Here is a 14,335-nt window from a genome sequence, read left to right as displayed (position 1 = left end):
CCGGGACCGCCGTCGGCCCCGGGCACCACTGTCGGTCGTGCGTCGTGCGTCCTGCGAGAAGCGACCGGCAGGATCAGAAGGTCAGCTTCCACCCGTTGATGTAACCGGTGTCCTGCCGTGCCACGTCCTGCACCTTCAGCTTCCAGGTGCCGGCCGCGGGCTTCGCGGAGGCGTTGACGGTGTACTGCGCCTTCACGTTGTCCGCGGAGTCGCCCGAGCTGGAGTTCTTCAGGCGGTACGCGGTGCCGTCCGGAGCGATCAGGTCGACGACCAGGTCACCGCGCCAGGTGTGGACGATGTCCACGTCCACCTTGAGGGCGGCCGGGGCGTTGCCCGCCCTGTTGACCGCGATCGAGGACGTCACGGCCGCACCGGCGTCCGGGATCGCCACGTCGGTCTGGTTCTCGAAGACGTTGCCGCCCGGGTCCGGGTCGCCGCCGCCGGGACGGGAGCCGACGTTCACACCCGCCCAGGCGTGCTCGACGCCCTTGACCTCGGCGCTGCCCGCGCCGTAGAGCTCGGTCGCCGCGGCCACCGTGCCGACGCGGGCGTTGGCGTAGTTGGTGTTGGCGGTGAACTTGGTGGTCAGCGCCCTGAACCAGATCTTCGCGGCCTTCTCGCGACCGATGCCGACGACCGGCTGGCCGTCCGAGGTCGGGGAGTCGTACGAGACGCCGTTGATGGTCTTGGCGCCGCTGCCCTCGGACGCCAGGTAGAACCAGTGGTTCGCCGGCCCCGACGAGTAGTGGACGTCGACGTTGCCGATGCCCGCGTACCAGTAGTCCTTCGACGAGCCGTCCTTGCTCGGCTTGTCCATGTAGCGCAGCGGAGTGCCGTTGCCCCGGATGTCGATCTTCTCGCCGACCAGGTAGTCGCCGAGGTCCTTGGAGTTGTTGGCGTTGAACTCGACGGCCGCCGCGAAGATGTCGGAGGTCGCCTCGTTCAGGCCGCCGGACTCGCCGCTGTAGACCAGCTTGGCGGTCACCGAGGTCAGACCGTGCGTCATCTCGTGCGCGGCGACGTCGATCGAGGTGAGCGGCTTCTGGTTGCCCGCGCCGTCGCCGTACGTCATGCAGAAGCAGGAGTCCTGCCAGAAGGCGTTGACGTACGCGTTGCCGTAGTGGACGCGGGAGTACGCGCCGACTCCGTCACCGCGGATGCCGCTTCGGCCGTGCACGTTCTTCAGGTAGTCCCACGTCAGACCCGCGCCGTACGCCGCGTCCGCGCCCGCGGTCTCCCGGTTCGACGGGGTGCCGTCGCCCCAGGTGTCGTCCGCGCCGGAGAACAGCGTGCCGGTGCCCGACGTACCGCCCTTCAGGTCGTACGTCCTGTGGTTGCCGCGGCCCGCGTCGGTGAGGGTGTACGTCGAGCCCGACAGCGTCGAGCCGAGCGTGACCTGACCGCTGTACTGGGTGTTGCCGACACCGTTGTGGACGGCCTGCCACTCGTGCAGCTTCTCGCCCGTGGCGGCGTCGGTGACGACGTGCAGCTCGTTGGGGGTGCCGTCGTGCTGCAGTCCGCCGACGACCGTCTCGTAGGCGAGGACCGGCGCGCCCGAGCCCATCCACACCACCTGGCGCGGGGCCAGCGACGGCTTGGTCGCCTTGGAGCCCTCCGCCTTCGCCCGGCCGAGAGCCTGCTTCTCGGCGGCGACGGCGGCCACCTTCGGCGCGGCGGCTATGCCCTGGAGCTTCGCGGTCGTCGACCGCGAGACGCCCTGGGTCCTGTCGGCCTTGCTCTTCTCCACGATCAGGTCGCCACCGAGGACGGGGAGTCCGTCGTAGGTGCGCTCGTAGCGGGTGTGCGTGGTGCCGTCCACGTCCTGGGTGACGTCGCGGACGACGAGCGCTTCCTTCGCGCCGAGGCCGAGTTCCTTGGCGGTGGCCGCCTTGGTCTCGTTCGCCTTGGCGAGCAGGGCCGCGCGCTGCGCGGGGGAGAGCTTGGCGGGCACGGCCCCGGGGTTGCCCGCCGCGGCTGCGCCCTGAGTGGCGGCGGCCCGGCCGGTGTCGGCGGTGGCCGATCCCGTCTGGACGCCTACGGCGAGCATCGCTGCGGCGGCGACAAGGGCGCCGGTCGCGGTGGCGCGCTTGTGAAGCGTGGATCTCACGCGGACTCCTTCTGCGAGGGGGGTACCGGCCGGCTGGGTGAGGTCGGCAGGGCTGAACTTGCAGAGCAGGCAGAGCAGTTGGTACGCGTGGTGCAGGGGGCCGCGGCATCTCGGTGCCGCGGTGTCCCGCGGAGAGACACGTCCGCGGAATGGTCGGAAGAGTGGCAGGTGGCGGCGGGTGCTGTCAGGACCGCGTCAATAAGTTGGCCGGTTTCGTCTCCTTCACCGGATGGTCGTGTTCGGTATGCGGACCGTTTGCCCGTGCGTAAGACAAAGGGGGCCGACCGGGGGCGGAGGGGTGATCGCCGTGCCCGGAGACGTGGATTGCGGCGCGCCTTCGCAAAGGGGTGATCGGGAGGTGGGAGCGCGGGGGCCGGGAAGGCGTTTGCTGTGCGGGGTGGCCGACGGACGGCCGAGTGGCTGGATTCTTTCGGTCCGGTCCGGTCCCTTCCGGTTTTGCTCCGTTCCGGTTCCGGTCGCGGAGGCGGGTCGCCGCGGCACGTGTCTCGTCGGCAGCGGCAATCGACCCGCTGCCTCCGGTCCAGCCCCTCCCGGATGCCGTCCCGTCTCCATGGGCGGCGGGGCGGAGCAGTACGCGGGGCACGCGACCTGCCGCGTCGGGCGGGTCGGGAGTAGATTGGAGGAGAAGACCCCTAGGGAAGGGCGATTCGATGCCGTGGTACCTCTGGCTGCTCGCGGCCTCGGCACTGGGTGCCGTCGAGTTCTTCACACTGACGCTGGTCTTCGGGCTGCTCGCGGGGGCGGCGCTGGTGGCGGCCGTGGTCGCCGGTATCGGCATCGGCCTGCTCGGCCAGATCGTGGCCTTCCTCGTGGCGGCGGGCGTGGGACTCGTCGTCATGCGCCCGGTGGCGATGCGGTACGTGGCGAGGCAGCCCCTCGCCCGGGACGGCAGCGACGCGCTGATCGGCAGGCGGGCCGAGGTCGTGCAGGAGGTGACCGGATCGCGTGGCCTGATCAAGCTGTCCGGCGAGGACTGGTCCGCCCGTGCTCTCGACGAAAGCCTGGTGATCCCGGTCGGCTCGTTCGTGGACGTGATGGAGATAGAAGGTGCGACCGCCATCGTCTATCCACGCGAACTGCTGCCCTGACCCGGGGCAGCGGCGCACGGACCGTGCGCCGTGGAGCCGCCGCACACCGCGGTCCTCGCGTCGTACGCCTCCCTCCCGCCGTACGCCTCCCTCCCGCCTCGTCGCTTTCGCAGACCCGCAGACCCGTCGTAGACCCTCAGCAAGCCCGTAGCAACGGAGGACGCAGTGGATCCCGTGGTCATTCCCCTCATCGTGGCGGCCCTCGTCGTCGTTCTCCTGGTGGCCTCGTCCGTGCGGATCGTGCCGCAGGCGCGCCGCTACAACATGGAGCGGTTCGGTCGGTACCACCGGACCCTCCAGCCCGGCCTCAACCTGGTCCTGCCGGTGGCGGACCGCGTCAACACCAAGCTCGACGTGCGGGAGCAGGTCTACTCCTCCGCCCCCAAGCCGGTGATCACCGAGGACAACCTCGTCGTGAACATCGACACCGTCCTCTACTACCAGATCACCGATCCGCGCGCGGCGGCCTACGAGGTCGCCGACTACCTCCAGGCCATCGACCAGCTCACCGTGACCACCCTGCGCAACGTCATCGGCAGCCTGGACCTCGAAGGCACCCTCACCTCGCGCGAGGAGATCAACGCCCGGCTCCGAGCAGTTCTCGACGATGCCACCGGCAAGTGGGGCATCCGCGTCAACCGCGTCGAGATCAAGGCCATCGACCCGCCGCAGAGCATCAAGGAGGCGATGGAGAAGCAGATGCGGGCGGAGCGTGACAAGCGGGCGGCCATCCTGCACGCGGAGGGCGAACGGCAGGCCAAGATCCTCACCGCGGAGGGCACCAAGCAGAAGGACATCCTGGAGGCACAGGGCACGCAGCAGGCCATGGTCCTGCGCGCGGACGGCGAGGCGAAGGCGGTGGAACTGGTCTTCCAGTCGGTCCACCGCAACAACGCCGACCCGAAGGTCCTGGCCTACAAGTACCTGGAGACGCTCCCGCACCTGGCGAGCAGCGACAACAACACGTTCTGGGTGATCCCCGGCGAGCTCACCGAGGCGATCCGCACCGTCACCGGGGCGTTCGGCGACCAGACGGCGAGCGCCCCCGCGCCGCCGGCCCCCTCCGTACGGCCCGAGCCGACGGCCACCGGGGACGGCACGCCCGACGAGGGCCGCACCCCGGAGCTTGAGGCGCGGTCGCCCGGCCCGACGGGCGCGGCCGGCCCGTCGGGTTCGCTCGACGCCGCCGCGGTCGCCGACGAAGCCGTCAAGCAGGCCGACGCCGCGGTGCGGGGTGCCAAGGCGGAGGCGGCCGAGGCGGCGAAGTCCCCGCGCAGTGCGTGAGGCGTTCAGGAAGCGGGAGGCCGCTCGCCGTGCCATGAGCGCCAGAGCGCCGCGTACGCGCCGTCGGCCGCCACGAGGTCGTCGTGGGTGCCGAGTTCGGTGAGCCTGCCCTCCTCCATCACGGCCACCCGGTCGGCGTCGTGGGCCGTCTGGAGCCGGTGCGCGATGGCGATGACGGTCCGGCCTTCGAGCACGGCGGCCAGCGCCCTTTCCGTGTGCCGGGCGGTCCTCGGGTCCAGGAGTGCGGTGGCCTCGTCGAGTATCAGCGTGTGCGGATCCGCCAGGACCACGCGTGCCAGGGCGAGTTGCTGCGCGCGGGCGCCGTCCGGCCGGTGTTCCGGGTGGCCCAGGTCGGTGTCCAGTCCGTCCGGCAGTTCGTCGGCCCAGTCCGCGCCGACGGCGGCGAGCGCCTCGCGCAGTGCGGCGTCCGAGGCGCCGGCGGAGGCGATCCGCAGGTTGTCCCGGACCGTTCCCAGAAACACGTGGTGCTCCTGGGTGACGAGGACGACGTGTCGGCGCAGTTGGCCGGGATCCAGGTCGGCGACCGGCACCCGTCCCACCGTCACCGAACCGGTGTGCGGTCGGTCCATGCCCGCCAGCAGCCTGCTCAGGGTGGTCTTGCCCGCGCCGGACGGACCGACGACCACCAGCCGCTCGCCCGGCCGGACCGTGAGGTCCACGCCGTGCAGGACGTCGTCCCCGCCCTCGTAGGCGTAGTGGACCCCGACCACCTCGATCCGGTCGTCGGCAGGAGCGGGCGCGGCGGCCGGTGCCGCCTGCACCGCCGTGCCGAGCCCTTCGACCCTGGCGAAGGAGGCGCTGCTGCTCTGGAGTTGCTCCATCTGCTGGAGGATGACGTCCAGGGGCTGCGAGAGCTGCCGCAGGTACAGCGCCGAAGCGACCACCGCGCCCAGACTCACGGCGCCCTGCGCGTGCAGCGCCCCGCCGACCAGCAGCACGCCCACCACGGGGACGACGTACGAGATGTCCACCGCGGGGAAGAGCACACTGCGTAGGAACAGGGTGCGCGCCCTCGTCGTCCTGCACCTGTCGATCTCGCGCTCGCAGGCGGCGATGCGGCGCTGCTGCAGCCCGAGCGCCTCGATGGTGCGGGCCCCGGCCGCGGTGGTCGCGAGCTGCTCCGCGAGCGCCGAGTTGGCGGCCCCCTCGGCGAGGTAGGCGGTGAGCGCCCGGCGCAGGTACCAGCGGGCGGCGAACCAGATGCCGAGCAGGCCCAGCACACCGCACGCGCCGAGCAACGGATCGAGCACGAAGACCGCTGTGAGGATGAACAACGCCTGGACCCCGGCGATGAGGACCTGCGGTCCCGCGTCCCGGAGGGTGGCGCCGACCGCGGCGACATCGGTGGTGCCGCGGGTCGTCAGGTCGCCCGTCCCCGCCCGCTCCACCACCGAGGCCGGCAGCGCGAGCGCCCGGTCGGCGAACTGCTCGCGGACGCGTGCCAGCGTCCGCTCGCCGAAGCGGTGCCCCAGGTGTGCCGCGTAACGGGCCAGGAGGAGTTGCGCCAGGGCGAAGACGAGGATGGCGAGGGCGAGGCGGTCGACCGCGGACACCGCGGCTCCGGCCCTGACCTCGTCGATGATGCGGCCGAGCAGCCAGGGGCCGACGAGCCCGGCTCCGGCGGCCAGTGCGTTGAGGGCGAGGACGACGGCGAAGGCGCGGCCGTCCAGCCGGATCAACCGGAGCGCGGCCCGGCGTACGCGCGCGGGCCCGGCGACGGGCAGGGCCCGGTCGTCCGGCGGGGAGTCGACGGTCATCGCACGGCCTTCCGGAGCGGCGGGAGGGGGTCTTCGCCGGTACGGCCGGCAGGGGTGCCGGCCTCGCCCGTGCGCGCGAGGTCATCGACGTGGTCGGTGGTGCCGTCGTGGTCCCCGTCGGCGCGGGCCGGGCTCTCCGTACGGTCGGCCGTACGGGCGTGACCCCCACCCGCGCGTTCCTCGTCCTCGTCCTCCGCGCCGCGGGAGACCAGACGGCGGTAGTCGGGCCGGCGTTCCAGGAGTTCGCGGTGGCTGCCGCTGGCGGCGACCGTCCCGCCGACCAGGTGGTGCACGACGTCCGCCCGAGCCAGCAGCAGCGGCGAGGTGCTGGTGACGAGCGTGGTCCGGCCGGTCCGTGCGGTGCGCAGCCGGGCCGCGACGGCCGCCTCCGTATGCGCGTCGACCGCCGACGTGGGCTCGACCGCCAGCAGTACCTCGGGATCCGCCAGCAGGGCACGGGCCAGCCGGACGCGCTGTCGCTGGCCGCCGGAGAGATTGCGGGCCTGCGCGTCGACGGCGGAGTCCAGCCCGTCCGGCAGACCCCGCACGACGTCCTGCGCCATGGCCGCGCCGACGGCACGGGCGATGGTCTCCTCGTCCCGGTCCCCTCCGCCGATCACCTCGCGCAGCGGACCGGCGAACAGGTCGGCCTCGTTGTCCGCGACCAGGATCCGCCGGCGCACCTGCGTCAGGTCGATGTCGTCGAGGCGTATCGCACCCCAGGTCGCGGCCGACCCGGCGAACCGGCCGAGGCGGTCGATCACCGCCGCGGAATCCGACGGCCGCGCGCTCGCCAGCGCGGTCAGCCGTCCGGGCGCCACCTCGACGCCGGACCGCGGGTCGCGGAGCGTGGACGGCGACGCGGGCGCGTCGCACGCGGCCCCGCTGCCCGCCGAAGCGGGCTCCAGGGACAGGAAGCGTATGACCCTGCGCGCGGCGACCAGCCCACGGCTGAGGTCGTGGCCGCCCTCGACGAAGAACGAGACCGGCACGACGAGCACCGCCGCGTACCCGTACACCGCGACCAACTCGCCGACGGTGATGTCCCCCTGCGCGGCCATCCGCGCCGCCAGCCACGTCACGACCCCGAGGAACAGCGTGGGAAGCCCGACCCCCAGGGCCTGCACCCAGCTGGTCACCGACCCGACGCGGTACCCCTCGTCCCGCAACGTGCGCGAGCCGCTCCGGTACCGTTCGGCGTACACGTCCTTGCCGCCGATGCCGTTGAGGACGCGCAGTCCGCCGACGATGTCCTCGAAACGGGAGGCCAGCGCGCCCTGTTGCTCGCGGTAGGTCGCCTCGGCCCCCTGGAGGCGACCCAGCAGCGGACCGACCAGCACCGCGAGCAGCGGCACGCCGAGCAGCACCACGACCGCGAGCAGCGGCGAGACGGTCAGCAGCAGCACGGCCACCACGACGTAGGCGAGCACGGCGCCGACACCGGGGCCCGTGATCGTCAGCGTGTTGGCGATCCCGGCGACGTCGCCGAAGCCGATCGTGACGACCTCCCCCGCCGTGACACGACCCGGCAGCGACCCGCCGAGCCGGGTCGCCTGCCTGATCACCACCTGCACGGAACGGAAGACGGCGTCCAGCCGCACGCGGGTCATCGTGCGGTGCCGCATGATGGCCAGCCACGCGTTCAGCACGCCCACGCCGAACAGCGCCGCGACCCAGCCGACGAGCACGGGCCACCGGCCCGGTTCCAGCCCGTCGTCGATGGCACGGGACAACAGGTACGGCGGCAGCGTCAGACAGACCATCCAGGCGGAACCCAACAGGGCACCTGCGGTGATCCGACGGCGCTGGCGGGTGACCAGCCACCACAGGTACCGCAGCGGGCTCCGGCAGTCCGGGGTCCCCGGATCCGTGTGCGAATCTTTCATGCGCCCCACGTTAGTGATCCACGTCCGCTCCCTCCGGGCCGACAAGCCCTCGCCCGGACCAACAGGCCGCCACCGAAGCCTGCTTGGCGCGGACCCGCGTACGGCCGTCCCCCCTGGGCACGCGCACAGGCGCGGGCGGCTTCAAGATCACGCGCGGGGGGTATCCCCCGGGGTACGGGTATGCGGTGCGGCCGTCCCGTTCGGGACCGCGTGCGGACACCTCAGACCAGACTGTCCCGCCAGGCCCGGTGAAGATCCGCGAACCGCCCCGCACCAGCGATGAGTTGGGCGGGCGAGCCGTCCTCCACGATCCGGCCGTGCTCCATCACCAGCACCCGGTCCGCGACCTCCACCGTCGACAGCCGGTGCGCGATGACGACGGCGGTGCGGCCGCGCAGCACCGTGTGCATCGCCCGCTGAACCGCGCGCTCGCCCGGGATGTCCAGGGAACTGGTCGCCTCGTCGAGGATGAGCACCGCCGGGTCCGCGAGCAGCGCCCGTGCGAACGCCACCAACTGCCGCTGCCCCGCCGAGATCCGGCCACCCCGCTTGCGGACGTCCGTGTCGTAGCCCTCCGGCAGCCCCACGATGAAGTCGTGCGCGCCGATCGCCTTCGCGGCCTGCTCGATGTCCTCGCGGGAGGCGTCCGAACGGCCGATCGCGATGTTCTCCGCGACGGTCCCGGAGAACAGGAACGCCTCCTGCGTGACCATGACGACGCCCCGCCTCAGCTCAGGTGTCGCCAGGTCCCGCAGATCGGTTCCGTCGAGGAGCACCCGTCCCTCGGTCGGGTCGTAGAACCGGGCCAGCAGCTTCGCCAGCGTCGACTTGCCCGCGCCCGTCGACCCGACGACCGCGACCGTCTCCCCGGCGGCCAGCGTCAGGTCGAAGCGCGGCAGCACCTCGCCACCGGTGCGGTACGCGAACCGCACCCCCTCGAACCGGACCTCGCGCCCCGGGTGTTCGGAGTCGTGGACGGGCAGCGCACGCGGCTCGGACGGTTCCGGGACGGCCGGCGTCTGCGCCAGCAGGCCGGCGATCTTCTCCAGCGACGCGGACGCCGACTGGAAGGAGTTGAGGAACATCCCCAGCCGGTCGATCGGGTCGTACAGCCGCCGCAGGTACAGCGCGGCCGCGGCGAGGACGCCGAGCGCCAGCGAACCCGAGGCGACCCGGTAGGCACCCCACAGCACGATCGCCGCCACCGCCGTGTTCGCGACGAGCCGGGATCCCGTGACGTAGCGCGCCATCTCCAACAGCGAGTCCCCGTTGGAGAGTTCGTGCGTACGGTTCAGGCGCGCGAACACCTCGTCGTTGGCGCGTTCCCGGCGGAAGGCGCGCACCGGGCGGATGCCGTTGAGTGTCTCCGTGAACTTCACGATCACCGCGGCGACCGCCGACGACCGGCGGGCGAACACCACGCCGACCCGCCGCTGGTACAGCCGGATCAGCAGGTACAGCGGTACGAAGGACGCGACGGCGACCGCGCCGAGACCCAGGTCCAGCCACAGCAGCATCGCCGAGATGTACACGAAGGCGAGAACGACCGCGATCAGCTCCTGGAGCCCCTCGGACAGCAGCTCGCGCAGCGACTCCACGTCCGTCGTGGCCCGCGAGATGAGCCGCCCCGAGGTGTACCGCTCGTGGAAGTCGACACTGAGCGCCTGCCCGTGCCGGAAGATGCGCCCGCGCAGATCGAGCAGCACGTCCTGGCTGACGCGCGCGGACATGCGGAAGAAGGCGTACTGGAGGCCGCCGGAAGCCACCGCGCACAGCAGGTAGCCGACCGCGACGGCGATCAGCGGCCCGTAGTTTTCCTGCCGGAAGGCGGGCACACCGCGGTCGATGGCGTACGCCACGAGCAGTGGCCCGGCCTGCACGGCGGCCTGCTGGAACAGCAGGAGCAGCACGGACGCGACGACGTACGTTCGCCGAGGCCGCAGCAGCGACCCGAGCAGGCGCATGGTCGCGCCGGGCGGTGAGGGCAGCTCGTCCCGGTCGAAGGGGTCCCCGACGGCCGGAGCGTGGCCCTCCGGGGGACCGGACGCGGCAAGCGGGGCATCAGAGGTGCCGGACGCGCCGCGGACCTTGGCGGTACGGACGGTGGCGCCGGGACCGGACGTCCCGGGCCTTTCGGTGGTTGCGGGTGTGGTGGTGTTTCCGGACACCCTGATGGCTCCGCCCGTACCGTCCGATGCGGTCGCACCTGTCCGTTCTGTCGTCCCGGAAGTAGGGGAAGCAGTGCCGGACGCCGCCGGTGTCCCGGAAGCCCCGGAAGCCCCGACAGTCCCAGGTGTGTCGGACGTCCCGTCGGCTTCGTCCGTACCGTTCGAATCGGTTGCAGGCGTGGCCGCATGCGTCCCGGACGTCCCGGTGGTCGCGTCGTTCGTCCCGGACGCCACGGACGCCACGGACGTCACGGACGCCCCGGTGTTCGTGCCCGTACCGTTCGGTGCGGTCGTCCCGGGCGTGGCGTTCGCTGCGGTCGCGTCCCCCGCCGGGGCGGCAGGCGGCTTGTCCTGTTGGTCGACGGCCTTCACGCGTCCACTCCCTCTCGTACGTTCCCGTGGGCCGACGTCGTGCCCTCGCCCGCACGCGCAGCCGCCGGACCGGCGTCCGCGCCCGACATCAGCCACGCGTACTCGGCGTTGTCCCGCAGCAGTTGCTGATGCGTGCCGACGGCGGCTATCCGACCGCCGGACAGCAGGGCCACCCGGTCGGCGAGCATCACCGTGGACGGCCGGTGCGCCACGACGAGCGCGGTCGTGTCCGCGAGCACCCGCCGCAGCGCCGCCTCCACCAACGCCTCCGTGTGCACGTCCAGCGCGGACAGCGGATCGTCCAGCACCAGGAAGCGCGGTCTGCCCACCACCGCCCGTGCCAGCGCGAGCCGCTGGCGCTGACCGCCCGACAGGCTGAGCCCCTGCTCGCCGACCTCGGTGCCGACCCCGTCGGGCAGCCGGTGCACGAAGTCGGCCTGCGCGATTCCCAGCGCGCGCCGCAACTCCTCGTCCTCTGAAGCCGCTGCACCCGCTCCCATCAGTACGTTCTCCCCGACCGTCGCCGAGAAGAGCGTCGGCTCCTCGAACGCCATCGACACCAGCTCGCGCAGCTCGGCGCGCGGCATGGCGGTGACGTCCCGCCCGTCGAGCGTGATCCGCCCGCCGGTCACCTCGTGCAACCGGGGCACGAGCGCGGTCAGCGTCGTCTTGCCACTGCCCGTCGCGCCGACCAGTGCGAGGGTCTCACCGGGCCGTACGTGCAGATCGACGCACCGCAGCAGGGGTACGGAATCGGCGGGCGCGTCGGGATACCGGAACTCCACGCCCTCGAAACGCAACCCGCCGGAGGCCGGTCGCCCGGCGTGAGCAGGCGACTCGGCGGACCCGGAAGCCGAGTCCGGCACGGGTGGCGCTGCGGGGCTGCGGGGCCGCGTGTCCTTCGCCCCCGTCGGGCCCTCTTCGCCCGCCGAGCCCCCTTCGCCCGTCCCACCCTCTTCCTCCGGCGCGTCCATCACCTCGAAGTACCGGTCCGCCGCCGTGGCCGCCTCCTGGCTCATCGCCAGCAGGAAGCCCATCGAGACCACCGGCCAGTGCAGCGCCAGCGCCGTCGACAGGAATGCCACCAGCGTGCCCGCAGACAGTTCGCCGTCCGCGACCTGGACCGTGCCGAGCACCAGCGCGGCCCCGATGGCCAGCTCCGGGATGACCGTGATCAGCCCGAGGATTCCGGCCAGCAGCCGCGCCTTGATCAACTCGGTGCCGCGCAGCCGGTGCGACAGTTCGCGGAACGCCGCCGCCTGCGTCCGGTGCCGGCCGAAACCCTTGATGATCCGAATGCCGAGCACGCTCTCCTCGACGACCGTCGTCAGGTCGCCCACCTGGTCCTGCGCCTTGCGCGACACCAGCGCGTACTTCGTCTCGAACACCGCGCACAGCACCATCAACGGAATCACCGGCACCATCAGCACCAGTCCCAGTGACCAGTCCTGCATCAGCAGGATCACGAAGCCCACCAGGATCGTCGTTCCGTTGACGATCAAGAACGTCAGCGGGAACGCCAGGAACATCCGGATCAGCATCAGGTCCGTCGTGCCGCGCGACAGCAACTGCCCGGACGCCCACTTGTCGTGGAACGCCACCGGCAGCCGCTGCACGTGCCGGTACAGGTCCGCCCGCAGCGCCGCCTCCACACCCGCCAGCGGCCGGGCGACCAGCCAGCGCCGGAAACCGAAGAGCACCGCCTCGACGATGCCCAGCCCGAGCAGGACCGCCGCGCCGAGCCACACCCCGGCCGGATCGCGGTCGGCGATCGGGCCGTCCACCATCCACTTCAGTACCAGCGGAAACACCAGGCCCAACGAGGAGGCCACGATCGCGACCACCGCCGCACTGCCCCAGCGAGCCCGGACGGGGCGGACGTACGGCCACAACCGCAGCAGGCTGCGCACCGCGGACCGCGCGGGCGGAGCGGGAGCCGAGTCCGGGGGAGGCGGCGGGATCGGTACGGCCTTCGCAGCGGGATCGCCGCCCGGGGAGCCGGACTCGGGGGAGGCATGTGTATCAGTCATCGGGGGTGAGCCTAAGAGCCCGCCGCCCGCCACGCCCAGTGAGTATTTCGGCGTAGGACCCCGCTCCGTGTGCGCCCCGACGGGCACTTGACGGCCGCCGCGGCCCCGGCCGAGGGCCCACGACGAGGCGTGCGTAGGCCGCCGAACCCCTACGGGAAGCAGAGCGCCGTACGCATCCCGAGGTGTCCTCAAGCATCGGACGGTGCTGTACCTGTCCCTCGGCGCCGCACGCATCCCACGCCGTCGTACGCCTCGCACCGCGCGGCACACCGCCCGGCCCGTGCCCTACGAGAGGGCCCCGCCGCCGACCCGTACGAGCACGCCCCACACCGTACGGATCTCAGGGTGTCGTACGGGTACCCTCCCCCGACCGGCCGTCCCCTCAACCGATCGGTTGATGCCCAGGACGAGCGCGATGGCCGATGCCGCCGCACCCCGACCCGCGCGACGCTCTCACCATGCAACGGACCACGCCGCTCATCGAAGTCACCGACCTCCGCAAGACCTACGCCGGCCGCCCCGCCGTCGACGGCGTCTCCTTCACCGTGGAGGAGGGCGAGATCTTCGGCATCCTCGGCCCCAACGGCGCGGGCAAGACCACCACCGTCGAGTGCGTGGAGGGCCTGCGCGTCCCCGACTCCGGCACCGTCCGCGTCGCCGGGCTCGACCCGGTCACCGACCACCAGGAGGTCACCCGCCTCCTGGGCAGCCAGCTCCAGGAGAGCGAACTCCAGCCGAAGATCCTCGTCCGCGAGGCCCTTGAGCTGTACGCGGCTCTCCACCCGAACCCCGCCGACTGGCGCGCGCTCGCCGAACGCCTCGGTCTCGTCGACAAGTTGAGCACGCGGTTCGGCAAGCTCTCCGGCGGTCAGAAGCAGCGACTGTCCATCGCCCTCGCCCTCATCGGCAACCCCGAGGTCGTCGTCCTCGACGAACTCACCACCGGCCTGGACCCGCGCGCCCGCCGTGACACCTGGAAGCTCATCGAGGACGTCCGGGACTCCGGTGTCACCGTCCTGCTGGTCACGCACTTCATGGAGGAGGCCCAGCGCCTCTGCGACCGTATCGCCGTCATCGACAAGGGGCGGGTCGCGGCCATGGACTCACCGGCGGGCCTGATCCGCCGCTCCGCCGGATCGACTGTCATCACCTTCGTCCCGTCCCGTCCGCTCGACAACGCGGACCTGGTGGCCCTCCCCGAGGTCGCGACCGTCGACCACAAAGGCGAGCAGGTGACCCTCACCGGCACCGATGCCACCGTCAACGCCGTCATCACGCTCCTCGCCCAGAAGCGCGTGACCGCCCGGCAACTGCGCGTTCTGGACGCCACGTTGGACGATGCCTTCCTCGACCTCACCGAAGAGCACGAGTCCACCACGCCTGAACGGGCCGCCTGAGCCACGACCACCGCCGGCTCCCGGGAGTCCGCCCGAGCAATACGACCACCCCACCCCCGCGAAGCCCGCCCGAGCATGACGCCACCCCACCCCCGCGAAGTCCGCCTGAGCATGACGACCATCCCACCCCGCGAAGTCCGCCTGGTGGTCATGGCTCGGGCGGACGCGTCCACCGGAGCCATGGCCACCACACCCCCCCCGAGA

8 protein-coding genes are annotated in these 14,335 nt (G+C 72.1%); 3 read left to right on the top strand and 5 right to left on the bottom strand.

Features of this window, described 5'->3' with window-relative positions; translation table 11 throughout:
* Window positions 1-73 precede the first annotated feature (73 nt).
* Window positions 74-2,107: a M4 family metallopeptidase gene (locus ACQPZG_RS10785; protein WP_433545585.1), complete on the bottom strand. Its 2,034-nt coding sequence runs from the start codon at window positions 2,105-2,107 to the stop codon at window positions 74-76.
* A gap of 671 nt (window positions 2,108-2,778) precedes the next feature.
* Between ACQPZG_RS10785 and ACQPZG_RS10780 the strand changes: the two genes are divergently transcribed.
* Together ACQPZG_RS10780 and ACQPZG_RS10775 are read left to right on the top strand one after the other, a co-directional pair.
* Complete coding sequence (locus tag ACQPZG_RS10780) at window positions 2,779-3,216, top strand: NfeD family protein (RefSeq protein WP_433545584.1); 438 nt, start codon at window positions 2,779-2,781, stop codon at window positions 3,214-3,216.
* A gap of 165 nt (window positions 3,217-3,381) precedes the next feature.
* Window positions 3,382-4,500, top strand: coding sequence for an SPFH domain-containing protein (locus ACQPZG_RS10775; RefSeq protein ID WP_433545583.1), 1,119 nt, complete (start codon window positions 3,382-3,384; stop codon window positions 4,498-4,500).
* 5 nt (window positions 4,501-4,505) lie between these two features.
* On the opposite strand, the gene ACQPZG_RS10770 is transcribed toward ACQPZG_RS10775, so the two are convergent.
* The 4 genes from ACQPZG_RS10770 to ACQPZG_RS10755 all read right to left on the bottom strand — a co-directional run bounded on the left by ACQPZG_RS10770 (window position 4,506) and on the right by ACQPZG_RS10755 (window position 12,734).
* On the bottom strand, window positions 4,506-6,278 hold the full coding sequence (locus tag ACQPZG_RS10770; protein ID WP_433545582.1) for an ABC transporter ATP-binding protein: 1,773 nt from the start codon (window positions 6,276-6,278) through the stop codon (window positions 4,506-4,508).
* Window positions 6,275-8,164, bottom strand: a complete 1,890-nt coding sequence (locus tag ACQPZG_RS10765) for an ABC transporter transmembrane domain-containing protein (protein WP_433545581.1) — start codon at window positions 8,162-8,164, stop codon at window positions 6,275-6,277. Before ACQPZG_RS10765 ends, ACQPZG_RS10770 begins: the two co-directional genes overlap by 4 nt.
* A gap of 221 nt (window positions 8,165-8,385) precedes the next feature.
* Window positions 8,386-10,338, bottom strand: coding sequence for an ABC transporter ATP-binding protein (locus ACQPZG_RS10760; RefSeq protein WP_433549351.1), 1,953 nt, complete (start codon window positions 10,336-10,338; stop codon window positions 8,386-8,388).
* A gap of 362 nt (window positions 10,339-10,700) precedes the next feature.
* The gene (locus ACQPZG_RS10755; RefSeq protein ID WP_433545580.1) at window positions 10,701-12,734 is read right to left on the bottom strand and encodes an ABC transporter ATP-binding protein; all 2,034 of its coding nucleotides are present in this window, start codon (window positions 12,732-12,734) and stop codon (window positions 10,701-10,703) included.
* Window positions 12,735-13,192: 458 nt separating this feature from the next.
* Between ACQPZG_RS10755 and ACQPZG_RS10750 the strand changes: the two genes are divergently transcribed.
* Window positions 13,193-14,131: an ABC transporter ATP-binding protein gene (locus ACQPZG_RS10750; protein ID WP_433545579.1), complete on the top strand. Its 939-nt coding sequence runs from the start codon at window positions 13,193-13,195 to the stop codon at window positions 14,129-14,131.
* Window positions 14,132-14,335: the final 204 nt, after the last annotated feature.

Origin of the sequence: Streptomyces sp. CA-294286 (assembly GCF_050947155.1) — a bacterium.
Taxonomy (GTDB): Bacteria; Actinomycetota; Actinomycetes; order Streptomycetales; family Streptomycetaceae; genus Streptomyces.
The sequence above is the reverse complement of the archived record's forward strand: the minus strand, read 5'-3'. Positions and strand labels throughout refer to the sequence as shown.